This window comes from Polystyrenella longa (assembly GCF_007750395.1).
In the GTDB taxonomy this organism is placed as follows: Bacteria; Planctomycetota; Planctomycetia; order Planctomycetales; family Planctomycetaceae; genus Polystyrenella; species Polystyrenella longa.
Map to the genome: position 1 here is coordinate 2,593,426 of NZ_CP036281.1, position 23,545 is coordinate 2,616,970.

13 protein-coding genes and 1 tRNA gene are annotated in these 23,545 nt (G+C 50.4%); 7 read left to right on the top strand and 7 right to left on the bottom strand.

Annotated elements, in window-relative coordinates; translation table 11 throughout:
- Positions 1-129: 129 nt before the first annotated feature.
- From Pla110_RS09605 to secA, 4 genes are all read right to left on the bottom strand, one after another.
- Entirely contained in the window at positions 130-1,260 is a 1,131-nt protein-coding gene (locus Pla110_RS09605) for a hypothetical protein (protein ID WP_144995523.1), read from the bottom strand.
- Between the two features lie 427 nt (positions 1,261-1,687).
- Positions 1,688-2,866, bottom strand: a complete 1,179-nt coding sequence (metK, locus tag Pla110_RS09610; protein WP_144995525.1) for a methionine adenosyltransferase — start codon at positions 2,864-2,866, stop codon at positions 1,688-1,690.
- A 280-nt stretch (positions 2,867-3,146) separates the two neighbouring features.
- Entirely contained in the window at positions 3,147-4,481 is a 1,335-nt protein-coding gene (locus tag Pla110_RS09615; protein ID WP_144995527.1) for a 3-deoxy-D-manno-octulosonic acid transferase, read from the bottom strand.
- 55 nt (positions 4,482-4,536) lie between these two features.
- On the bottom strand, positions 4,537-8,070 hold the full coding sequence (gene secA, locus Pla110_RS09620; RefSeq protein WP_144995529.1) for a preprotein translocase subunit SecA: 3,534 nt from the start codon (positions 8,068-8,070) through the stop codon (positions 4,537-4,539).
- A 719-nt stretch (positions 8,071-8,789) separates the two neighbouring features.
- On the opposite strand from secA, the gene Pla110_RS09625 reads away from it, so the two are divergent.
- The 4 genes from Pla110_RS09625 (at position 8,790) to Pla110_RS09640 (ending at position 13,476) form a co-directional block, all read left to right on the top strand.
- On the top strand, positions 8,790-9,965 hold the full coding sequence (locus tag Pla110_RS09625) for an ROK family transcriptional regulator (RefSeq protein ID WP_144995531.1): 1,176 nt from the start codon (positions 8,790-8,792) through the stop codon (positions 9,963-9,965).
- A gap of 84 nt (positions 9,966-10,049) precedes the next feature.
- Positions 10,050-11,432, top strand: a complete 1,383-nt coding sequence (locus Pla110_RS09630) for a neutral/alkaline non-lysosomal ceramidase N-terminal domain-containing protein (protein ID WP_144995533.1) — start codon at positions 10,050-10,052, stop codon at positions 11,430-11,432.
- Positions 11,433-11,607: 175 nt separating this feature from the next.
- Positions 11,608-12,375, top strand: a complete 768-nt coding sequence (locus tag Pla110_RS09635) for a class I SAM-dependent methyltransferase (protein WP_144995534.1) — start codon at positions 11,608-11,610, stop codon at positions 12,373-12,375.
- A 219-nt stretch (positions 12,376-12,594) separates the two neighbouring features.
- Positions 12,595-13,476, top strand: coding sequence for a hypothetical protein (locus Pla110_RS09640; RefSeq protein ID WP_144995536.1), 882 nt, complete (start codon positions 12,595-12,597; stop codon positions 13,474-13,476).
- A 163-nt stretch (positions 13,477-13,639) separates the two neighbouring features.
- On the opposite strand, the gene Pla110_RS09645 is transcribed toward Pla110_RS09640, so the two are convergent.
- Positions 13,640-16,951 (bottom strand): DEAD/DEAH box helicase, encoded by a 3,312-nt coding sequence (locus Pla110_RS09645; protein WP_144995538.1) that lies wholly within the window; start codon positions 16,949-16,951, stop codon positions 13,640-13,642.
- 480 nt (positions 16,952-17,431) lie between these two features.
- Between Pla110_RS09645 and Pla110_RS09650 the strand changes: the two genes are divergently transcribed.
- Together Pla110_RS09650 and Pla110_RS09655 are read left to right on the top strand one after the other, a co-directional pair.
- Positions 17,432-18,676 carry a lactate racemase domain-containing protein gene (locus tag Pla110_RS09650; RefSeq protein ID WP_144995540.1) on the top strand — a complete coding sequence of 415 codons (1,245 nt, stop codon included), beginning with the start codon at positions 17,432-17,434 and terminating at the stop codon, positions 18,674-18,676.
- A gap of 285 nt (positions 18,677-18,961) precedes the next feature.
- A tRNA-Asp gene (locus Pla110_RS09655) sits at positions 18,962-19,035 on the top strand.
- 340 nt (positions 19,036-19,375) lie between these two features.
- Here the strand turns inward: Pla110_RS09655 and Pla110_RS23145 are convergent.
- Complete coding sequence (locus Pla110_RS23145; protein ID WP_390620495.1) at positions 19,376-19,660, bottom strand: hypothetical protein; 285 nt, start codon at positions 19,658-19,660, stop codon at positions 19,376-19,378.
- Here Pla110_RS23145 and Pla110_RS23150 point away from each other — a divergent pair.
- On the top strand, positions 19,620-19,976 hold the full coding sequence (locus Pla110_RS23150) for a hypothetical protein (RefSeq protein WP_390620486.1): 357 nt from the start codon (positions 19,620-19,622) through the stop codon (positions 19,974-19,976). The two genes, Pla110_RS23145 and Pla110_RS23150, sit on opposite strands and share 41 nt — an antisense overlap.
- Before the next feature lie 32 nt (positions 19,977-20,008).
- Here the strand turns inward: Pla110_RS23150 and Pla110_RS09665 are convergent, their stop codons facing one another.
- Entirely contained in the window at positions 20,009-23,485 is a 3,477-nt protein-coding gene (locus Pla110_RS09665; protein WP_144995544.1) for a PVC-type heme-binding CxxCH protein, read from the bottom strand.
- Positions 23,486-23,545 lie beyond the last annotated feature (60 nt).

Sequence of the window (23,545 nt, forward strand, 5' to 3'; positions counted from 1 at the left end):
ACAGGGAAGAAGTCGAGAATTAAAGCAATTCATTCCCATATAGTTCAATACAGTAAGAACAAACCCACTCAAGATGCTCTTCAGGCTCTACTCCTGAAGAATGCTACGATTCTTATTCGAACAGAGAAATCAGGCCACTTCTTGATCTTTGTCCAGATGTCCATTTTGTTCTGCTTGAGAGACCAGTTCTTCTTCTTGTTTGTTCAGTGCGCTTGATTCCGGCTCCATTTCCGCTTCTTCTTCCTTTTCCACACAGGCAAGAAGATGCAAGCAGGTCGTCTCTCCTGCAATTGCAGGTTGTGTTAGACATACCTCGATGCGAACGCCGTAGGATCGGCTTTCCGCCACTTTAAGACGGACATCAGAGTCATCGGCCTGTTCGCAATAGATTTCTGGAGTCCCTGCAAATGGAGGATAAAACGGTACATGCACAGATTGGCGTTTTTGCCCAGCTTCCCACTCCAGTTTCATATAACCTTCAATCGCTTCGCACCCACTGGGACGCCGTGTTCGACGAAACTGCTGGATGACCCATTCTGTTTGTTCTGCAAACAGATCGTAAGATCGGTCCGTATCCGCACAGCAAGATTCAAATTTGTGTCCGTTTCGCTCGTGGGTTGGAGGAGATGAAGGGTCAGGCAGTTGGCTGATTTCTTCAGGGATCTCGATAATGCGCGTGTCGAAGTCGTTTGTGAAACCGTTGTTAGGATCCGGGATCAGGTTGACTTCGGCGAATAGCTCCTCGACATCAGCCGTCTCCTCAAGAATTTCCTGTTCAGGAACAGGTGGCGTCGAAGTGGAAGGTGCCGTTTCGCTGTTTAAGGGTGTTTCGGGAATAACAGGCATGATAATCGCCTGTTCAGAGCTGACTTGCTCACTTTCTGCTTTTCCTGCCTGATAAATCTGCCAGGCCCCTCCGCCCATGATTCCCAGCGATGTCGCGAACAACGACAGACTGGAGGAAGGGATGACAGTGAACAGTCCAATCAAAGTAACTGGCAGGAGCGTGCAGCTCCCATTAATCAATTCATGGTCCATTGACCATGACTCGATATTCTTACGATAGAGCCAGCTTCCCAGGAGCGACAAAACGAGACTACTGCTGAATAAGGTAAGCCCGCTGACCAGATTCGGTTGCCAACCCATCATTAAGCGGATTGCCAAGAGAACTGTGAATAGCGAAGTGTAAGACCACAAGGCGGTGGCCATCCACCGGCAGATACGTTCAGGTTCGTTCGTCGCAATTGAAATGGGCAACATAAAAAACAATCTGTTCCAGTTGGGAAACGGGTTGCGGATTGGCACTAGCAGGTGGGGAACGTCGTTGTTTGTCTTGGGAGGCAGGTGACTATTCGCCAACAGAACTTGTATCGAAGCCAAGTCTAAGACTCAATACGGAAGTTTTTAACGTGAACAGTCGCTATTTTACTGACCTGACCTGTTGAGTAAACGCGAATCAAGTCGAAGGTTGTACGATTGTACCCACCGGACCGCCTCTTGGCAGCCACTTAAATGAGAACTCACAACGTCTTAAGCGAATTCATACCCGCTTTCATACGATTTCGAGTCCTATTGAATCATCGTTCCCACAATGAAAAAACCCTGTCTGCTAGCAGACAGGGTTCTGTTGTATACTTCTGAACATGCTGAGGGCCAAGCTCACGAGCATGTTTCCGATATCTCGGCGTTAGCTGACGACAAATTCTGGTTCTGGAAGTTCAGAGCCAAGTCCAGCCTGTTTATACAGAGCTTCTGCTTTGTCGGTCGCTTCCCAAGTGAATTCGGGTTCGGTGCGGCCAAAGTGTCCACCGTGAGCTGTCTTGCGGAAGATTGGGCGACGCAACTGGAGCGACTCGATGATTCCCTTTGGAGTCAGTGGGAAAAGTTCACGGACCAGTTCAGCGATTTTCTGTTCTTCAATGACGCCTGTTCCATTCGTATCGACACGAACCGAGACGGGTTCGGCCACACCAATGGCGTAAGCGAGTTGAACTTCGCACTCCGTTGCCAGTCCGGCAGCGACGATATTCTTGGCGACATACCGTGCCATGTAAGCGGCAGAGCGGTCGACTTTAGTACTGTCCTTACCACTGAATGCACCCCCACCGTGTCGTCCCCAGCCACCATACGTATCGACGATGATTTTACGGCCAGTCAAACCACAATCACCATGAGGACCGCCCACAACGAAAATTCCAGTCGGGTTGATGTGGTACTTAGTTTTTTCATTGAGTAGTTCTGAAGGAACAGAAGGTTTGACGATTTCTTCAATGACGTACTCGTGAATTTCGGACTGCGAAACATCAGGAGTGTGCTGTGTCGAGACGACGACGGCGCTGATACCGACAGGTTTGTTTCCAGCATACTCGACAGTCACCTGAGACTTATTGTCCGGACGCAACCAATTGACTTCTTCCTGCTGACGGGCCTGCGTAATGCGGTTAATAATTCGATGCGACAGTGCGATCGGTAGCGGCATGAATTCGCGGGTTTGGTTACAGGCATAACCAAACATCAAACCCTGGTCTCCTGCTCCGTCATTATCAACACCCTGAGCGATGTCCGGGCTCTGCTTGTGCAAGGCTTGCAGGACGCGGCAGCTGTCGGCGTTGAAGCCGATGTCGTCGCTTACGTATCCAACATCGCGGGCGACTTCACGAGCGATTTCGACGTAGTCCACTTTGGCTTGAGTGGTGATCTCACCCGAGAGCACAATCAGGTCTGTTGAACATAGAGTCTCACAGGCGACGCGGGATAACGGATCCTGAGTCAGCAATGCATCCAGGACGCCGTCCGAGATCTGGTCAGAAAGTTTATCGGGATGCCCCATGCTCACCGATTCACTCGTGAATAAAAAGTTCGCCATCAAAGACTCCGTGCAATTATCGAAACAGGTTAGAGTTGTACAGTTTAAAATTGTGAAGTTTAGAGTTGTATTGTGATCTGATTTGAAAACAGTAAGGTGGGATTTCGCAGAAAGGATCCGCCTTGATAGGCGTGTTCGAAACTCCGTCCGAAAACGCCATGGATTGTTGTGGATTGTAGGGTTCCCCGGAAACAGGGACAAGTTTGAACGCTAAAATCGTGCCCGTTACTGCTTAAGTCGCTCAAAGAGATCGAGGCCGAATTGAGTTTGAAGTGCAGGTTCACGCCGCTTCGGCAGTTCCCTTTTCTTTCAATGGAAGCAATTCGAGTAGTAAATCGATCGTTTTACGAGTCGCTCCCTGCTGGCTCATTACCAACTCTCGTGCTCGCTCTCCCAACGCCCTGCCCTGGTCTGGATGTTCGAGATAGAATTCAAGTCGTTCCTGCAGTTTGGGCTGATCTTCCACGACCTCCGCAACTGATTCAGCCAGTATTAAATCAACCACGTCCTTGAAGTTACGCGTATTGGGGCCAAACGTCACGACCGCAGCGTAAGCCGCTGGTTCGATCATGTTCTGACCACCTCGATTGGTCAAGCTACCACCTACAAACGCAAAATCGGCCAGGCCCCAACAGGCATTTAACTCGCCTAAAGTGTCAAGCAGCAGGACCGGATCATCATCTGTGGAGGTTCGTTCCGTGATTCCTGATTGTTGTACTATGCTGCGTCGGCAGAGTGGAAATGACTCCGATTGAACCAGACTGGCGACCTCTTCAAATCGCTCTTTGTGTCTCGGGACGAGAATCAATCGGAGTTCGGGGTAGCGTGGTTTCAGTTTGCGATAGCTGTCGAGGGCTAGTTTTTCTTCCGGATCTTGAGTGCTGCCTGCAATAAAGACATACGCAGAAGGCTGTATTCCGAACGCTTCGCGAATCTCCGCTGTTTGAGAGTTTTTTCGGTCAGTCTGGATGCCATCAAATTTGATAGAGCCAGTGACCTGAATGCGTTCCGCCGGACCACCGAGTTTCTTAAGGCGTTCCCCGTACATCGGACTTTGAACTGCCATTGTCGAGAACACAGTCAGCAAGCGCTGCATCAAAGGACGTAACTTGCAATAACCACGAAAAGAGTTTTCACTGATCCGTCCATTAATCAGGGCCAGAGGGACTTTGGTTCGTTCCGCTTCCAGGATGAAATTCGGCCATAGTTCCAGTTCAACCAGTACCATCAACTGGGGGCGCAACCGCTTGATAGCGTTGCGGACAGCCCACGTGAAGTCGAGTGGAAAGTAGCAGACGAGGCAGTCCGGGAACTTCTCTTCAGCAACAACGCGGCCCGTCGATGTCGTGCAGCTGACGATCACTTCATGCTCCGGCCGTTCCTCATGAAAAAGTTTCACGACCTGCTGTAATTGCAGGACCTCGCCCACGCTTACGGCATGAAACCAAACAGCCGGTTGCGAACCATCGCGAACAGGAACGTTTCCCCAAAGCTTTTCAGACCAACCGTCCCGGTATTTTCCCTGTGTGATTGACCGATAAATCAGCACCGGTGCCGCCACCAGGAGGACAGCAAGGTAGCCGACGTTACAAATCCAACTCAACAGGCGGGACATCCTTCCCCTTTTTTCTCTTAAAAGCTGTTTGGGATTAAGCTTCTCTACGCGGACGTCACGCTCCGTGACATTTTTTATACTTCTTCCCCGAACCACACGGACAAGGATCGTTTCGTCCCACCCGTTCTTCGAAATTACGAATGGGTTCGACCGATTGTGGTTTCTGTCCCTGTTCCGGTTGACGGCCCATGTCTTCGGGAGGGCCACCTGCGGGAGCAGTTTCATATTCTTCCTCAGGAGCAGCATGCGTCACTGTGGAGATCTGCCAGAGAGAACCGACAAAGCCGGGGCTTTCTTTCTCCATGCGGAAGATCGCTTCGGATACTTGTTGGTCGATACGTTCCCACATCACCAGGAAGGCTTTTCGGCCTTCTTTTTTATACTCGACTTTGGGATCTTTCTGAGCGTATCCGACCAGACCAATACCGGACCGAAGATGGTCCATGTAATAGAGGTGATCTTTCCAGGCAGCATCGACGACTTCGAGTAGCAGCGACAGTTCGGCCTGACGCAGCTCGGGTCGATAGCGTAAGTCGTACTGCTTGATAATGCGCTGTTCCACTTCTTTTTCGGTCAGATCCGAAAGCTCTTCCGGCTTCAAGTCGCCTTTGAGAGAATCGTTAGCCCATTTTGTGAGATCGCTCAGTGCATCCTGCTTTTGCCCATTTGCAGAAGCATAAGCCGTTTGCAGGTATTTCTGGGCCTCTTCCTGGACGGTTGATTCGTCGATGTGGAAGGACTCTGATTTTTCGAGCAGCAAGTTTTCGATCTGCTGCCGGTTGCTGGAGCGAATCTGGTCGACGTCTAACTGACTCTGGAAACGGCCGTTGGCCCAGCGAACCAGCCCTTCCCGGTCGTAGCGTTCGCCGTTTTGATCTTCCGACATGAAATTCGCCAGGCCCACTTCAACTGGAAAGCGAATTTCTTTCGAGTTGTAAGCTTCGCGAAGTTTCTGTTTGACTAAATCGCTGATTTCCTGCGTTTCCAAATCGCGGATATCATCAATTTCGATTTCAAGCACAAAGGCGCTATGTAACCAGCCGATCAATGTCAGCTTGGGCCAATCCGGGTCGAGGAAGACTTGGACTTCGGAGAAGTCGAGCTTCTCCTGTGACTTCTTGATGCGTTCGATCAGGTTGTACTGAAGGTCTTCTCGTCCGACCTTCTGAAGCTCACGGTCATTCGTATTCAATCCCCATCGCTGATTAACCCATCGCGATGTGGCGATCCAGTTCCAATCGGATTCCGGATCACCACTTTCAGGCAGGTTCTCCTCGATCTTTTCATTCAGTTCCGCTTCACTCTGAACGAAGGCGATTTCCTTCAGGTAAGTGAGCAACTGGTCTGGTTCCATTCCCTTCAATGAAGAAGGTTCCGTTTCGATTTCGAAGACACGCCGCAACCACTCGCTGATGGTTTCCCAACGGTATTCGGGATCGAGGATACGTCTACAAGCATCTTCCACACGGCGGAACAGCATCTCCAGGATGATGTCGCGGCAGTTGGCGCCATCCAGAATATTCTGACGGAAAGCGTAGGTTCGTTTACGCTGTTCGTCCATGACCTCGTCATATTCAAGCAGGTTTTTACGTTGGTCGAAGTGGCGTTCTTCCACTCGTTTCTGAGCGCCTTGCAACTGGCGAGTTACGATACGACTTTCAATCGCTTCACCCTCTTTCATGCCCAGGCTGGTCAACAGGGATTTAACCCGTTCACCACCAAAGACGCGCATCAAGCGGTCTTCTAAAGAGAGGAAGAATCGACTGGAGCCCGGGTCTCCCTGACGGCCGGCACGTCCGCGGAGCTGAAGATCGATTCGCCGTGAATCGTGTCGCTCTGAGCCAATGACATGCAGGCCACCCAGTTCGGCGACTTTTTTCGCTTCCTTGTCCATGCCTTCACGGACTTCGATCGAGTTTATTAACGAGTCCCATTCGTGTTTGGGAACATCCAACCGCGATTCGTACTGACGGCTGAGTTCATCCCACGCAAGATATTCCGGATTTCCACCAAGGATAATGTCCGTACCACGACCCGCCATGTTGGTCGCAATGGTGACTGCGTTTTCGCGGCCTGCCTGGGCGATCAGTTCCGCCTCACGTTCCTGATGTTTCGCGTTCAAGACGTTGTGTTCAATACCAAACCGGGTCAATTTGCCACTGATCAGTTCTGAGTTTTCGATGGAGACAGTACCCACCAGTACAGGCCGGCCAGCTTTGTGAACGTCTCGGACTTCTTCGGCGATGGCATCCCACTTTTCTTTTTCCGAGCGGAAAATGACGTCCGAGTAGTTGATACGCTGCATGGGACGGTTTGTTGGAACAGAGATCACATCGAGCTGATAGACTTTCCAGAATTCGTTGGCCTCAGTCATGGCGGTTCCGGTCATTCCGCCCAGCTTTTTGTACAACTTGAAATAGTTTTGCAGGGTGATTGTCGCCAACGTCTGTGTTTCTGATTTGATGTTCACCCCTTCTTTCGCCTGCACAGCTTGGTGCAGCCCGTCGCTCCACTGGCGTCCTTCCATCAGCCGTCCGGTAAACTCGTCGACGATCATCACATCGCCGTTTCGGACAACGTAGTCGATGTCTTTCTTAAAGATATGATGCGCCCGCAGGGCATTGTCGATCAGATGAGGCCATTCCAGATTTCCCACAGTATAGAAGGAGTCGACGCCGGCAATTTCTTCGGCGAAACGCATCCCGACTTCGGTCATGGTGACCGATTTATCTTTCTCTTTGACTTCAAAGTGTTCGTCTCGTTTTAACTGAGAAGCAATCTTGTTCGCTTTAGGGTACTTGGTGACATCGTCGTGGGCTGGACCGGCGATGATCAACGGCGTTCTAGATTCGTCAATCAGGATGTTGTCGATTTCGTCGATCAACGCGAAGTGCAACGGGCCTTGCACCTGAAGTTCGGCGGTCGGCTTCATGTTGTCACGCAGGTAGTCGAAACCGAATTCGTTGTTCGTACCGTATGTGATGTCGCAGTTATAAGCTTTCTGTCGCTGTTGGGGCGGCATATTGGATTGGATCGCGCCCACGGTCAGGCCGAGAGCAGTATGAACAGGCCCCATCCATTCCCGGTCGCGTAAGGCAAGGTAATCGTTCACAGTAATAACATGAACTGATCCCGCCAAAGCATTCAAGTAGGAAGGTAACGTCGCAACCAGCGTTTTCCCTTCACCCGTCGACATCTCTGCGATCATACCGTTGTGGAGAATGTGACCACCAACCATCTGAACGTCGTAATGTCGCATCTTGAGGACACGTTTACTCGATTCCCGAACAGCAGCGAACGCCTCAGGAAGAATATCATCCAAGGTTTCTCCATCGGCTAACCTGCGACGAAATTTATCCGAGGACTGTTTCAACTCATCATCGGTCAGCTTCTCCCACTCCGGTTCAAGGCTGTTGATCCGTTCTAGAACGGAGCCGGGAAGGATTCGCGCGTCTCCCGATTTTTCACGCACGTAACCGACTCGCTTGATGCGACGATCGTTCGAGCTACCAAACAAGTTGGTAATGAATTTTTCGATCGCGCTTGTCAGGATGGCTAAGAAGTCGCCGATTTTTTCTAAAAACTGCATGACTTGCTGACTTATCGTCCATTGGGAAAAATAGAAAAGGCCATGGGCCTGGGATGATTATCAATTCAACCCACTCAACGAGATTGCTCTACCCCAAACATCGGGCTGATGATTTAGAGAGTGAGAAAAATCGGACCGAAGGAAATTCGACCGGGAGAGTGGAGCGGGCGGTGTGTAAGGTCGCGAGTGAACTGCCATTATTGCAGGCTGCGGCAAACGTAAATAGACCCGGAGGTTGGATCCTCCAAGGGTCGATTTTTGATGATATGACGCAACTTGTTCAATCGTCTAAGTTTATTTAGTCTGAAAATGGGGGTCAATGCCGGTCGCCTACAACCCGATTGACCCACGCAGATAAATAACCAAGTGAATGGCAATAGTGATGCAACAATAGTACCAAATGAGATTCATTCTGTTACTGACCCTTGAATCCTCGACTTCATTGAATTCGTAAGGGACCAGCGACTTGTTCACGGATTTACTCCTGTATTTCGTTTATGATGGGGGAATAGGGGGAGTGGGTTCGGTCGGTGGTTTTCTGAATAGTGGTTTTTATTATCTGTTAGACAATAATGAACCGTTAAAATGAACTGTTAAATCGTGTACAGTGAGAGTCCCCATCAATGGGAAGAACCTCTTCCTTAACTTATCCCTCCCTAAATCTATTCTCGTGACCGCCGATTCCGGCAACGACGGGGCATACTGGTGAGTTGAATTCAATGTCTTCGAAAAGTCCGCTGTCGCGTGTTCAACCCAATCTCCTTCGTAAACTGAATGAACGATTGGTGATCGATGCTCTACAGCGAAATGGCCCCTGCTCACGTGCAGATCTAACACGGCAAATGGGAATTAGTCCCCCGACCGCCTCCAAGACTGTCGCCTCTCTAATGTCAGTTGGCCTGATAGAAGAAGTCGAGTCGCAGCATGTCTCCCTGGGGAGACCCGGCAAATTATTGCGGTTCTCCAGCAAACAAATGCAGGTCGTCGGCGTCGTGATGGATGCTCGTCGATGCTGGATCGGATTTTCAAGCTTTGAGGGGAATATCTCACCCGAGCATTCCCTCAGCTTTCCCACACCGGGAACTTATGCGGCACTCATTGATGCTCTTGAGGACGGGGTGAAGCAGCTCCTTCAACAATGCGATTCAATTATTGGTATTGGAATTTCAGTTCCAGGTTTAACGAATTCGTTTGAACAGAAAACGGTTTTTTCTCCCAACTTGCATATGACTGATGGCCAATCACCCGGTCAGGACCTGTCGGAACGACTTGGAGTCCAGTGCATCGTTTTGCAGGAAATGCACGCATTGGCTCTCGGAGAAAGAGCATTCGGAGCAGCTCAGGGGTTGAATGATTTCGCCATCATCGACATTACCACAGGTGTCGGTTTAGGTGTCTTCAGTGGTGGCCGGCTGATTGAGGGGCATCGGGGAATGGCAGGTGAACTGGGGCATTTAACGGTGGATCTGAAAGGGAAGCTGTGCGGTTGTGGGAATCACGGATGTATTGAAACGGTTGCTTGTGATGCAGCCTTTCTCGATCATGTCTCGGAAAACTTCGGTGAACAACTCGACTGGGGATCGCTTACCGATGCCATCCGATCCGGTCGTTTACAGCCGACTGCGGAGATCAAGCAGTACGCGGAGTATCTCTCGATCGCGCTCTCGGCTGTGATCAATATCTACAATCCTTCCCACCTATTTGTGCATGGTCAGATTTTCGATTTCATTGACGATTTCTGCGAACAGGTGCGTCAACTCACGAGAAATCGGACATTAGGTCCCCCTTTCGAGGCCTGTGAACTTGTCCCAGCACGGGGAAACAAAGAACTTGGTGCGATTGCTGGAATGATTGAATACTACATGGATACCCTTGCTCCTGTGTTGGATAAATAGGATGCTGGTCAGGAGAGGTACTGGTTGGCCAGCCGGTCTGCCTTCCAATATTAATTTAGACTCTAAATAGAATATCGCTTCATCATGATTAAGCTCATTGGCCGCACGGCCTCTTTACTTGCCTGTTTCAGTTTTCTGTTGTTGGGTACCCATTTGCAGGCAGGTTGGCAGGCGGGGGCAGCGAAGATCGTGATTACTCCTGAAGAAGATATGTGGATGGCAGGGTACGCCTCTCGTAAAACCCCTTCAGAAGGAGTCCTGCAGGACTTACATGCCAAATCGCTCGTACTTGCCGACGACGAAGGCAATAAAATCGTGATGGTGACGACCGATCTGGTGGGAATCCCTCGCATCATTCGAGAAAATGTCGTCAGTGCAGTCTCGAAGAAGCATCAACTCCGTCCCGATCAAATTCTGCTGAATGCGTCTCATACTCATTGCGGTCCGGAACTGAGACCGTCCAAATCGACGATTTACGAACTCGATCCGGCCATTGCAGCTCAGTGCCACGAGTATCGGCTTGCACTCGAAAAGAAGATTGAACAGGTAATTTCAGAGAGCTTGAAAGACCTTGAACCAGTAGACGTGACCTACACTTATGGGCGAGCCGGTTTTGCCATGAATCGTCGATACCCGCTGCCAAATGGTTCCTTTAAAAATAGTCCCTACCCCGCTGGACCCGTCCAGCAGCAGGTGCCAGTCTTAACGGCGAAAACAGCCGAAGGGGGACTGAAAGCGATTCTCTTTGGTTATGCTTGCCACAACACGACGACTGGCATCATGCAGTTCAATGGCGACTACGCAGGAGCCGCCCAGGCGATCCTCGAAAAATCCCATCCTGGGACGATCGCTCTCTTTATGGAAGGATGTGGTGGAGACCAGAATCCGTATCCGCGGGGGCAGGAGAAGAATATTGAACAGCATGGAACAGCACTCGCGTTGGCGGTCGAAACTGCCTTGCAGGATATTCGACCAACGCCGCTGACCGGTAAAATCGAAACCGTTCTAGGGGAGGTTCCTATCCCCTTCGCTAAAATGCCGACTCGCTCCGAGTTGGAAGAGAAGCTGGAAGACGGCAATGTATATGTTCGTCGCCATGCGCGACTCATGTTAAATCGACTCGATACCGAAGGAAGTATTCCTGCCGAGTACCCCTACATGGTGCAATGCCTTCAGTTGGGAAATGAACTCACGATGGTCGCTCTGGCCGGAGAAGTGGTCGTGGACTACGACCACTTGATTCGGGAGCAGTTGCCGGTCAAAAACCTGTGGATAGCAGGATATTCGAACGACGTTTTCGGTTATGTTCCCAGTTTACGTGTTCTGAAAGAAGGGGGATACGAAGGGGGCGAAGCCATGATTTACAGTAACTTGCCGGGGCCATTTGCCGATTCGGTTGAAGATCGAATTCTCGGAGAAGTCCAGAAGCTATACGGTGAACTGGAAAACGAAAAATCCGCCCCATAATCGGTCTGGCGTTAATTTTCGATCTATGTTATGAATTCCGCCATAAACAGGTTCCAGGCCTGTATTTACTTATGTTACATGTCTCGGTTGGCGGCTCGGTCATCGGTTTACATAATCATTTTCGAATCCGATTCCGGCAATATTGATATTCGGTTGTGCAAAAGGAGTTGCTCAGATGGAATTTGCAGAGTTTGTTAAAGGGGTCCGTTTCCGTTTCCTGCAACCCGACCGTCCCCGTCCAAGCGGTTTTCGCGCTTTGGCCAAATTTCTGCGTAATGTCGGCCTGCACCTGGAAGTGATGAATACCGTCCTTCCCGAACAGGATTCCGAACTCAAATCTCGCTTCAAGCGAATCTGCAAGATTCCCCGAATGTCGACCTTCGCCATTGGTGCAATGATCAATCGGGCCGTTGGCTCACTGCCTCCCGGTCAGGTTTACCTGAATATCGGTGTCTGGAACGGCTTTACCTACTTCAGCGGTGTCGTCGGGAACGAAGATAAACGCTGCATCGGGGTCGACGATTTCTCCCATAAGAATTCGCCATCGCAGGCATTCCTAGGGCGATTCGATAAATACAAAGGCCCGAACGACCAGTTCATCGAGTCCGATTTCCGTGAATACTTCAAGCGTGAAGATCATGAACCGATCGGTGTTTATCTTTTTGATGGTCCCCACAAGTACGAAGATCAGTGGGACGGCTTGGAACTGGCCGAGCCCTTCTTCGCCGACAACTGCATCATCCTCGTCGACGACTGCAACTGGGACCAGGTATCCGGGGCGAATCTCGACTTCATGAACAAAAGCAAGAACGAGTACAAACTTCTGCTCGATTGCCGCACCCCCAAAAGTGGTCATCCCACCTGGTGGAACGGTTTCATGGTCTTCCAACTGCAAGGCAAGAACGTGAACAGTAAACTGAAATCACAGGCATCCGCTGCTTAGTTCAGTAAAGACAAACCCACTAAAAAACCACCGTTGAGGAAACTCAGCGGTGGTTTTTTTATACGTGGGATACATGAGCACTTCAAGAGAGGAAGTCCGATTCGAGTGCTCTCACAAGTAACTCCTATGGAGGATTGATTTATGGTGTTCGCAAAACCTGTTGCCACGATAGCGTTCTGTTTTCTAATTGGCCCGGCTCTATTTAGTGTCACTGAAAAGTTGTCTGCGGACGACTGGATACCGAAAGAGGAAGAGGCACTAATCTTAAAGCTGCGTGAAATGGACGCACAATTCGATAATCTGGCAATCCAATTTGACAGATTTGTGAAATCCGTTGAGACGAAATCCGATAAAACCAATGAGAAGAAAGAATTACTACATGAATCAACAGAGGGGCATTCAGTGACGAAGGGCGTGTCCGAAGCTGATCTCGATTTGTATTGTATGGAAAGCAAACAGTACCTATTTCTCAGTGGAAATCGAGCTTTATGGGAAGTGGCGCCAGTAATAAATAACTCTCCACTTGGCCAACTCGGAATGGTGAATGTCGCGGACTCTACCAAGCATCCAAGGTTTATCGTTGGTCATATTGACTTACGCAATTGCTCATCTTCTGTAGTACGTTTGATGTTGAATCAATTTTGTTTCGGTATTGGTTATGGCTCCCATATCGTTCGGATCAACCAAATTGAATCCGAAGATGGGTTCGCAGTGGTAGATGCCGAAATGCGTCTATGGAGTACTGATACCACTCTGGCAAAGTTGAAAATTGATTCCAACTGGATCGTGCGTGAGGCTACTTTAGTTGCCAACACCAAAGGGAATGAAACGCGATTTGAAATCTCGACAAAGGGGACGACCGATTCAGATAGTGATATCAAGATGGCGACGTCGGGAGAATTGAAACGCACGGCCCTGACTGCAGTATCAGGCAGGGAAAAGGTGGACTTGGGACAGCGAGTGGATGAGGATTATCGACTTAATCTATTACACGTTCGAGGCAACATCACCGATTCAGTGATACAGAGGAATATTAAAGTTCATTCGCAATTTGGTCTAAGTCAACTTGTAATGGAATCAATGTTCCCTCTCGCACGATAAGAGCTGATTTACGACCGAAAATGCAAACCAACTCGGCATTTTTTGATTGCAACGAAACAATAAAGAATCCACTGGTGAAAACTTTCCCCAGTGGATTCTTTTATTTTAGACGAATTTTCGAAATCAGAGTTAGGCAAACTTGAGCGTTGACGAAATTGGTGCCTTACGAGAGCAGCATCTCCAGATCTTCGGTCGTCAGGTTCGACATCAGGCTGCCTTCGGCTTCGAGGATGGCTTCGGCCAAGTCTCGTTTCTTCGATTGAAGTTCGGAGATTTTCTCTTCGACCGTGTTGCGACAAATCAGCCGGTAGGCGAAGACCTGCTTCGTCTGGCCGACGCGGTGTGCCCGGTCGATTGCCTGAGCTTCGACAGCCGGATTCCACCAGGGGTCCAGCAGGAAGACATACTCGGCAGCCGTCAGGTTGAGACCGAGGCCCCCTGCCTTCAGACTGATCAGGAAGACTGGGCAATCGGGATCTTCCTGGAACCTGTTCACGCACTCTTCGCGTTTACGGGTTTTGCCATCGAGGTATTCGTACTTGATGTTCTGCTTGTCGAGGTGGTCCTTGACGATGGAGAGCATACTCGTGAACTGAGAAAAGACGAGTGCTTTGTGCCCTTCCGCCGCCAGTTCCTCCAGTTGAGGAATAAGCACTTTGAGCTTGGCACTGGCCCGGGCACGATGCGATTTGTTGAGCAAGCCTGGGTGGCAAGCTGCCTGTCGCAGTCGTAATAACGCTTCCAGTACGTGCATTTTTGACTTCGAGATGCCCTGCTCCGCAATCATGCCCAGCAGTGAATCGCGGTAGTGATCCCGTAGCTCGTCGTACAGATCGTTCTGTTCTTTGTCCATTTCGCAGTAAATGGTCTGTTCGATTTTTTCAGGAAGTTCCGAGGCGACCTCCTGTTTGGTTCGTCGCAGAATGAATGGCCGCAGGCCCTTGGCGAGAACCATTTTGGTCTGCTCGTTCCCTGTTCCAGACGAAACCGCTTTGAACAGAGAGCTGCGTCCCAGCATCCCTGGATTGAGGAATTCGAAGATCGACCAGAGGTCACCCAAATGGTTCTCAATCGGTGTACCTGACAGAGCGATGCGATGCTTTGCATTGAGAAGCCGCACCGCTTTCGCAACCTGCGAGCCCGGGTTCTTGATGGTTTGTGCCTCATCAAGCACGATGTACGAGAATTGTCGCTCACGAAGTTTCATGACATCGCGTCGAGTTGTTCCATATGTTGTGAGAACGAGATCGAAGTTTTCGAATTCTTCTAACAGTGGTTCCCGGTCCAAGCCTGCGTATTCCATCACTTTTAAGTCGGGAGTAAATCGGAGTGCTTCTGATTTCCAGTTAAACATCAACGATTTGGGGACGACAATCAACGATGGAGGTTGTTTCTGAGGTTGTTTGTGCCACTTGGACAATAAGGCGAGCAGTTGGACGGTTTTACCCAGACCCATGTCGTCGGCCAGGCAACCACCAAAATTGAATTCCTGTAAAAAGCTGAGCCAGCCCAGACCTTCTCGCTGATATCCTCGAAGATCCCCGATGAATTCTTCCGGTGCCAACGCAGTCTCCACACCTTCAAACGATTTGAATCGTTCTTTCAAAGTTGCGAACTGGTCGTCGTAACTGACGGAATCCTGTGAGCTAAGCAAGGCGTCGAGTAGTCCGACTTGGTTCTTGTCGAACTTCATGTGTTCTTCTTCGGAGACCCCCAGGTTGGCGAGCAACCCGAATTGACGGGCCCACTCTTCCGGAATAATCCCGAGGGAACCATCGTCCAGCCGTATCGTATTGTCGCCTCGGGCGATTGCTGAGAGAAGTTCTGGGAATGAGGCCAGTTTGCCGTCGAAATCGAAGTCGGCATGCAGTTCAAACCAGTCGATGTTTGTGTCGACGCGAAAAGTCAGATTGCCCGATTGCCGAACTTTCTTATCGTCGGCGAGCACCTGCCAGTTATCTTCCATCAACTTGCGAACAGCTGTTCCCAAATGGGCGGGTGGAATTTCGACGTCTGATTTCTGATTGGCTCCCATCAAAACTCGCCGGAATCCGGCCGATTGAAGTTGGATGAATGCTTTCTCTTCGTGTTCCCGGTTACGTACCAGACAGACTTCCGCATCGCGGTCGACGATGGCCCAATTGCGGTGTCGTGCTTCGACAATCGTATCGTCATAGTCGAATTGCACATTTCCGCGTAAAGTCTCGTTTTTCCAGCGACGTCCAGATGGTGTCGTCAGTCTCAAAATGAATTTAGGAGTACCAGTGACTTCTTCGAGTTTCAGTTCCGAAGGAATATGTAACCGGGGAACCTCAGGGATTTCATAAAGCAGGTTAACGAAGTCTTTTTCGTCATCGGAGGGAATGATGAACTTACCTTCCTGCTGGAATATTTCCATCCACTCGAATGCGTCGTAGTCCCGTAGTTTGGAAAGTTTATTTCCGATGAGAACGAGGCCGCCTGGGATGAGGAGATCAGCTTGGGAAAGCGGCATCCGTTTGCCATCCCGTTCCAATTCACCCAGCAGTTCCCAGTCACCGTCGTCATTGGTTTGCATCTCAATACTGAAATCCCAGATGCGATCAGGCTGCCAGCAAATAGGGTTTGAGACAGGAGCATCAAGTAACCGGAATCGCTCCGACTCCGCCAGCATGGGGAGCAGCAGATCGCATAGTTCGTAACTGATGGCGAACCGAAAAGCGAGGAATTGAGTATCGGCCTGATTCGAGGGAGCACCTGCTTTTTCCGGCGTTCCGCCGAGCAAGTACGTCAAAATTTTACGGTCAAGCGAGTTTTCCACATCGGAAAGCTGGCTCAATTTAAGTTTGAGCGGTTTCTCTTTGCCCCAAGTATTATCAGCCCGACGTTGGCGCTGCGAGGTTTGAACCATCAGTGCACCCGATGCGCGCGAGGATTCCAGGTCGAGCTCGTAGAGGATTTCGCGAGACTTACTGGGGCCGCGCGACGTTTCGTGCCGCGTCAGTAGCGCCTCACGGATTTTGAGCAGGTCCGTTTCCCAGGGGCGAGTTCGCTTTCTGGGTGGGTCGACAACGGTCGTTTCTTTCTTCGATGTCGACAACCCGGACATCAATTGACCGATGTCTGGTTCATCATCCCACTCGTCGTCGTTGGAGAGTTGGAATTCGACCTCGGTGCCATTGAACGGAGGGAAGAAACCGGGACGCAAGGCCCCAGGGATAATACCTTCCTGCTCGGCAGCGAGAATCGTTGCCCACAGGTGGCGACAGCTCGGTTTGTCGAGGTGAGTCGAACAACTGCAGAAGAGCTTGACTCCGTTGTCGGCTCGACTGATCTGTGTTTGAAACTCGACGGAGCTGGGGGAATCCCGAACCGTGCCGAAAATATTGTCTGCGGTGGCTCGGGAGATCGCGACCCGTTCTGTTTCCAGAAAAGAAGCGCCCCTAAAACGAATGTCGCCTCGAAATTGTGACTCCAGGATGTCTGACAATGCCATTGAGGACGCAAAACCTTTCGCAATATCTATCACGTATGACCCACACAGGACGACTTCTGTTCAGGAATCCCGAAATCCATTGATCGAGACTGACTGTAGGTCTGCCGGTGGGACAGAAAATCCATTATCCAGTAAATGTCCTCGTTTTAGCTGCTCTTTTAAAGAGCTTCGCCGAAGAACATTGGCACACATTTGCAGAGCAAGGGCGCGCATCCTCCGAGAGTAACGCATACTAGTCCATTCTGACCAGTCCGAAAAGGATCGATTTCAGTATTCCAATTCAAATCGAAATGACTTCATTTCAACTTTTGTCGAAAGTCATTTCTTTCGTGGTATGCAAGAATAAAAAACCAGTTATAATGGTCGGTTTTGGCTTCATTTTTTCGCTCTTCCGATGGAAGGATTTCCACGTCATCGGGATGAAATGCAGGTCTTTTTAAGTCGTTTCGCCAGCTCAAGACGTATAAGAATAAGAACGTGATGAATAGCACCAGCGTGCAGACCATGTCGTCCGAACAGGTCCGGGAATGGATTGTCCGAAATGTTTCAGCAGCCGACTACCGTGACAAACGCGTCCTGCTTATTGTTCCCGATGCCACCCGCACCGCACCCCTTCCCTTGCTGTTTGAGGCACTGGTTGATCACCTGCGTCCCGTCGTCAAGAAAGTCGATTTCCTGATCGCACTGGGGACTCACCCCCCGATGACCGAAACACAAATTTGCACGTTGTTCGGGCTGTCATCCGAGGAAAGAACCCACCGCTACGGTGATGTGGGCATTTTCAATCACGAGTGGGATTCTGAAGGCCAACTCTCCGAAATCGGTGTTCTGACCGAAGAACAGACACATCAGATTTCTGACGGGCTGATTTCGATGGAAGTCCCCGTTCAGATTAATAAACGAATTCACGACTACGACTGTCTGACGGTCGTCGGTCCTGTGTTTCCACACGAAGTCGTGGGCTTCTCGGGGGGGAATAAGTATTTCTTTCCCGGTATCTCCGGGCCGAAACTGCTTAACTTCTTCCATTGGCTTGGGGCTCTTATCACGAATGTTGGCATCATCGGTATTAAGGGGACGCCTGTCCGCAAAGTGGTGAATATCGCTGCTGAGATGATTCCTATCGAACGAAAATGTCTCACGTTTGTTGTTGCTCCAGATGCCAGTTTGTACGGAATGTTTTACGGCACTCCCGAAGAAGCCTGGGAACAGGCGGCCGATTTGTCTGCCCAGGTTCACATCATTCGCAAACCGAAGCCATACAAACAGGTCCTCTCTTGTGCCCCACCGATGTACGACGAATTGTGGGTTGCCGGAAAATGCATGTATAAGCTGGAGCCAGTGGTGGAAGATGGTGGCGAGCTGATTATTTACGCTCCCCACATGCATGAAATATCCATCACTCACGGTCATTTGATCGAAGAAATTGGCTACCACGTTCGAGATTACTTCACGAATCAGTGGGATCAGTTCAAACATCTCCCCTGGGGTGTAATCGCTCATTCAACACACGTTCGTGGTGGGGGAGCCTACGAGAACGGTGTGGAGAAACCTCGAGTCAAACTGACGTTGGCGACGGGGCTTTCTCCCCATGTCTGTGAGAAAATCAACGTGGGCTACCGCGATCCCGCTACTATCGACGTCGAATCTTTCGCAAACCGTGAAGATGAAGGCGTGCTGCTGGTCCGTAAAGCAGGCGAACAGCTCTATCGCCTCGAAGAATAATGAATTTTTGTCGAATTTCCGCCTTATGTTGCCGCATCGGAAATCCGATACATAATCTCGTTCCCAGGTTTGCCCTTTCGAGGTGGCCTCTCCCTGATGAATGACATACTTGCTTCGTTGAAGCGGGTCACCAGCTCTGAAAAAGAAGCTAACTCATTAGATCAGCAGGGTTTTGGGGAATTCTCAGAACTTTTTAGTTCGAGTAAGTTGACCGAAGACAAACAGACGTTAAAATCTGTCTCGTTGCTGAAGGAAAGCAATTTCTCTCAACGACATCCCTGAAAAGGGGCCGTAGCTCAATTGGTTAGAGTACCGGACTGTCGATCCGGGGGTTGCGGGTTCAAGTCCCGTCGGCCTCGCTTAAAAAGCCCGCTGTCACTTTTGACAGCGGGCTTTTTTTTGTGCAATTTCAGTTCGCATTGTACGATGGGCGAACAAATGTACGATAAACGAATAAAAGACTTCCTCTCGATAGTCGATGGGAATTCGCATGCTCCATTTTCCTTGGGTTTGAGAGCCTGGTTTCTGAAAACCTAAATACGAAAGAATCCCCTCCACAATGTCCAGCTACGACCTCTCCCCTATTGATGTGAATCCTCCCGCTATTGATAAGCTGCTGAAGACATTTCAGGAACTCTATTCTGGTGGGAAAGTTGGTTTGTGGTCGTATCAAGTGGAAGGTGATACCACAGATACGATCTACGAAGATCCGGAGCTTCCTGAAAAGACGCTGGAGTTAATCGAAGAGTTCCTGAACGAAGAGGTTGTTATCGAAACTTGTGCTCCCCTGCTGGAGATGGCGGAACTGTTCGATGACGAAGAGGAAGAAGAAGAGGAAAAAGGCGAAGAAGACGGATTCGAAGCGTCTGAACATGATGAGCGTGATATGTCCGAAGACTTCGCAGGAGAAATCGCCGAAGCCTTAGAGACGCTGAATCTCAATATGGAACAGATTGAGGGACTCGGCGACGGCGACTTCGAGATCAACTGGGCGGAGTCCGGACCCTTTGTGGCGGAGGGTGTATTAACCCACCTGCTGGTCGCGGGTGGTGTGCAGAATGATTTCCCCGGCACCGTCAATGATGCCCGGCGACTGACGGCCGATTTTACGGATGCTCTGATTGAAGATCGTATTCTGCAGGCTCAGGTCGCTATTTGCGATCAGCCCTGGTCGACCTGGTTCCATGATGAAGTGGGTGAGTTCTCCCTCTTCATTTACGACAAGCCCGTAAAAAGAATTCACCTCCTCTGTCTGACTGAATCAGGCGAAGAAAGTGAATTGGAAGATGGCGAGGAGTAATCGAACTGTGACGTTCTAATTCCTGCCTGGTTTTATTTTCCAAGATACCATTTAGCAGCACTCGCTTTGTCTTCGGGCAGGACGAGTTCTGCTTGAATGGCTTCTTTACGGGTATCCAGATCAATTTTAATAGTGATGTGGTGTGTCCCTTCGGTCAGTTCGAGCGGAATCGCGTCTGAGATGGTCAGGGGCTCTTCGTCTAACCAGACTTCGAGTCCCTCCGTTGAGCCAAGCAGTAGTTCTGCACGGGTAGCCTGTTCGGCCAACAATTCGGCTCGTACAAATCCGAAACCACGTGCCTCTTTCGGATGACGGATATTAAAGCCGGGAATCATGTCTACGGGCAGTTTTCCACCCACAGTTGTGTAGGCAGCCTTCCAATTGAAAACCTCGTTCTCGGATGCGACGGCGCTGACTCGTGTTCTTATCATCAGATGCCGGGCTGGCTCTGTGGGTATCAGGTATTGCCATGAACGAGCCTGCAGTTTCTTACTGACCGAGAATTCGTCGGTTCGTCCCAAGTCTGACAGGAACTTGACCAGATCGACAAACTCCGCTTCTGTCAGCGAGTCGGTCAGGCCGGTTGGCATCATAGATTTTCCCTGAAACTCTTCGTCTACGGAATCGAGTGGCACTGAAAATTCGTTATCGTCTGCATTTCGCAAAATGACGTCGGAGTCGGTTTCTCGGACTTTGATACCCGAAAATGTCTTGCCGTCTTCGGTAATAATAACAGTGGTATGATAATTCTCTTTAACTTTATCATTGGGATCGAGCAGAGAATTTACCAGGTAATCAGGCTGGGCACTTGCTCCCAGGCTGAGCAAGTCTGGACCGACGCGCCCCCCTGCTCCAGCAATGGCATGACATTGCTGACAGACAAGGATTTCTCGGCGGTAGATCGTTTCTCCCCGGGCGGCATCCCCTTCTGATTTCACCAACTCAAGTATGTGAGTCATTTCTTCTGGGGATAATTTCCGAGGTCCGGTTTGAATCTGGGCCGACTTGGTGATGGCCGCAGTCAGTTCCGGTAACTGTCGACCGGACTGTTGAATCTGTCTCAGCGACAGGACGGCAACATCGCGAGAAAGCTGACGGGAACCTAGCTGTTCAACAAAGGATTTTGCCAGTTCTTCGTTGGCGATAATTGGTTGCATTATCTGATTAACGGCTTCAGTACTGTCTGACTTGCTGAGAAGGTCAGCAGTGACCGTCGCGGCGGCAGGGTCATTCTGTTTGAGTAATGCGATCGCTGCCGCTGTTTGCAAAGTCCGGTTTTCGCTGTTCTGTGCGAAGTTGCGAAGTCGCTCCAACCCGGGTCCGGATCCAATTCGGGCAATGGCCTGCAGTAGTACACGCTGTTCTTCAACAGAGAGTTCTTCCTGCCCGAGCTTCTTAAACAGGACTTCCTCTTCCGCCTGCAATTTCCAGGCACCAATAGCACTGATCGCCGCCAATCGGATTTCTGATTGGGAAGAGTCGACGAGTGATGTGATCTGATTCAAGTCGCCTGCGGGAACCACATTCCGTGTTGCGGCAACGTTCGCCAGTTCCGTTAGCCAACCGGCTCGTGCAGCCTGGCTATTTTCTTCATTGAGAACAGCAGTGTAAACGAGTCCCAGTGACGTTGGATTCGGTTGCTGCAAGAAGAGTCGATAAACAGCGGGAAGTTGTTCTGCCGGGATCTTGTTTTGTTGCACCAGATCGATCAGCAGATTCACGCCACCATCGCCACCCATCGCATTGAACAGGAAAAGCAGTTTGTCTGTCTCTTCCAGGAAACGAACGTCACCCGCTTGGACTGCTGGCAACCAGACTGGCTGAAGATCGCGGGCAGTCACCCACAAGGCGTAGTCCAGGAAGGTGTCCATCGGTTGGTCGAGAACCTTCAGGGCGGCGAGCATCGATTCAGGTTCTGGAATCCGGGCCAATCCACGAATTGCTTCCAATCGAACTCGGGGGCTTTCGTCCTGGGCCGCACTGGCTAACAACTCGGCGGAATTTGGAATCTCGTCGATCCAGTCCGACAGGATCGATACGCCTGCGGCGCGGGCTTTGTGATCGTTCGCTGCGAGTAATATTGTCAGTAGCTCTGCATTCGGTTCCAGCCAGGATTGATAGGCCCAAAGAGCTTCCAACAGATGATGCTCGTATTGCTCGTCCTTCGGATCCTGCTTTGCCAGCCAGTCTTCCAATACCGGTTTCAATTTATTACTACCGCGATGTTGGATCAATCGCTTGGATTGAACACGAACCCAAGGTTCGATGCTGGCGAGTTGGCTGATTAATTCCTCGTCTGACATATCCACGAGGTTTGGCTTTTTCAGGACCGGTTTGTTTTTGTAAGTGATGCGCCAGATACGACCGTGGGTATGGTCACGACGATCATCGCGGAAGTCGACCTCACCATGTTGTATGATGGGGTTGTACCAGTCGGCGATATAGATAGCGCCATCTGGTCCCATCTTCACATCGATGGGACGAAAAGCGACGTGCTCCGTTTTGATTAACTCTGCTTTTTCTTGAGAGCTGAAGCCGGACTTGAATTCATCGAGAACGAAGCGGCAGACGCGGTGACCGCGAAAATCGTTGGTGATCATGTTTCCCTGCCAGTCTTCGGGAAGTTGGCTTCCGCCCAGAATTTCCAGCCCACAAAACTTTGGACTTCCCGGGTTCATTCCGTTGAGCAAGCGGGGTACGCCGACGGCTGTGAGATAGGCTGCCCCGTCAAAGATGTATTGAATTCCTTCCGAGCCAGCACCGTCCGTAGCGAAGGCTTGACCCCAGCGATCAAAATCGTGTCCCCACGGATTGACCATCCCTTTGGCGACCACATCCAGCTCCATTGTCTCGGGTCGGAACCGCCAGATACCACTACCATTTAGTCGTTTCACTCCGTAAGGAGTTTCCAGATGGCTGTGAATATAAATTGACTGATTCATATACAGACAACCGTCCGGACCCCAACGGAAAGTGTGCAGGATATGGTGGGTGTCTTCGGTTCCAAATCCGGTCAGGACGATCTCGCGTTTATCCGCTTGGCCATCACCATCGGTGTCTTCAAAGTAAAGCAGGTCGGTGCTATTCGCAACATAGGCTCCCTTCCCGTCTGCCGTGGGTTCGACTCCGGTAGGAATCAATAATCCATCGGCGAAGATCGTCGTTTTGTCGGCGACACCATCTTCATCGGTATCTTCCAGAATCCAGATTTTATCGTTCGCAGTAGCACCAGGTTCAATATGGGGATACGTCTCGGAACTCGCAATCCACAAACGACCTTGCGTATCGAAGTTCATCTGAATCGGTTTGGCCAGACGTGGATCGGATGCGTACAGGGAGATTTCGAAATCTTCGTGTACCTGCAATTCTCGCCGTTCCAGTTCCGGATCGGTGTCGGGAATGTCAGTGAGATCCCGCTGTGCGAACAGGGGTGAACTGGGAACGCAGAGTGATGCCAGCAACAGGGTGGGCAGACAGGTCCATTTGATGAATGCGTAGATCGGGTTCACGAAGTGTCCTCAACTGATATATTGTCTGATGTATTGACTGAATCTGGGGTGACCGCCAGT

Excerpts from the sequence above, each read along its gene's own strand:
- Pla110_RS09605 (WP_144995523.1), bottom strand. The coding sequence starts at position 1,260 with ATGTTGCCCATTTCAATTGCGACGAACGAACCTGAACGTATCTGCCGG.
- metK (WP_144995525.1), bottom strand. The coding sequence starts at position 2,866 with ATGGCGAACTTTTTATTCACGAGTGAATCGGTGAGCATGGGGCATCCC.
- Pla110_RS09615 (WP_144995527.1), bottom strand. The coding sequence starts at position 4,481 with ATGTCCCGCCTGTTGAGTTGGATTTGTAACGTCGGCTACCTTGCTGTC.
- secA (WP_144995529.1), bottom strand. The coding sequence starts at position 8,070 with ATGCAGTTTTTAGAAAAAATCGGCGACTTCTTAGCCATCCTGACAAGC.
- Pla110_RS09625 (WP_144995531.1), top strand. The coding sequence starts at position 8,790 with ATGTCTTCGAAAAGTCCGCTGTCGCGTGTTCAACCCAATCTCCTTCGT.
- Pla110_RS09630 (WP_144995533.1), top strand. The coding sequence starts at position 10,050 with ATGATTAAGCTCATTGGCCGCACGGCCTCTTTACTTGCCTGTTTCAGT.
- Pla110_RS09635 (WP_144995534.1), top strand. The coding sequence starts at position 11,608 with ATGGAATTTGCAGAGTTTGTTAAAGGGGTCCGTTTCCGTTTCCTGCAA.
- Pla110_RS09645 (WP_144995538.1), bottom strand. The coding sequence starts at position 16,951 with ATGGCATTGTCAGACATCCTGGAGTCACAATTTCGAGGCGACATTCGT.
- Pla110_RS09650 (WP_144995540.1), top strand. The coding sequence starts at position 17,432 with ATGAATAGCACCAGCGTGCAGACCATGTCGTCCGAACAGGTCCGGGAA.
- Pla110_RS23150 (WP_390620486.1), top strand. The coding sequence starts at position 19,620 with ATGGAACAGATTGAGGGACTCGGCGACGGCGACTTCGAGATCAACTGG.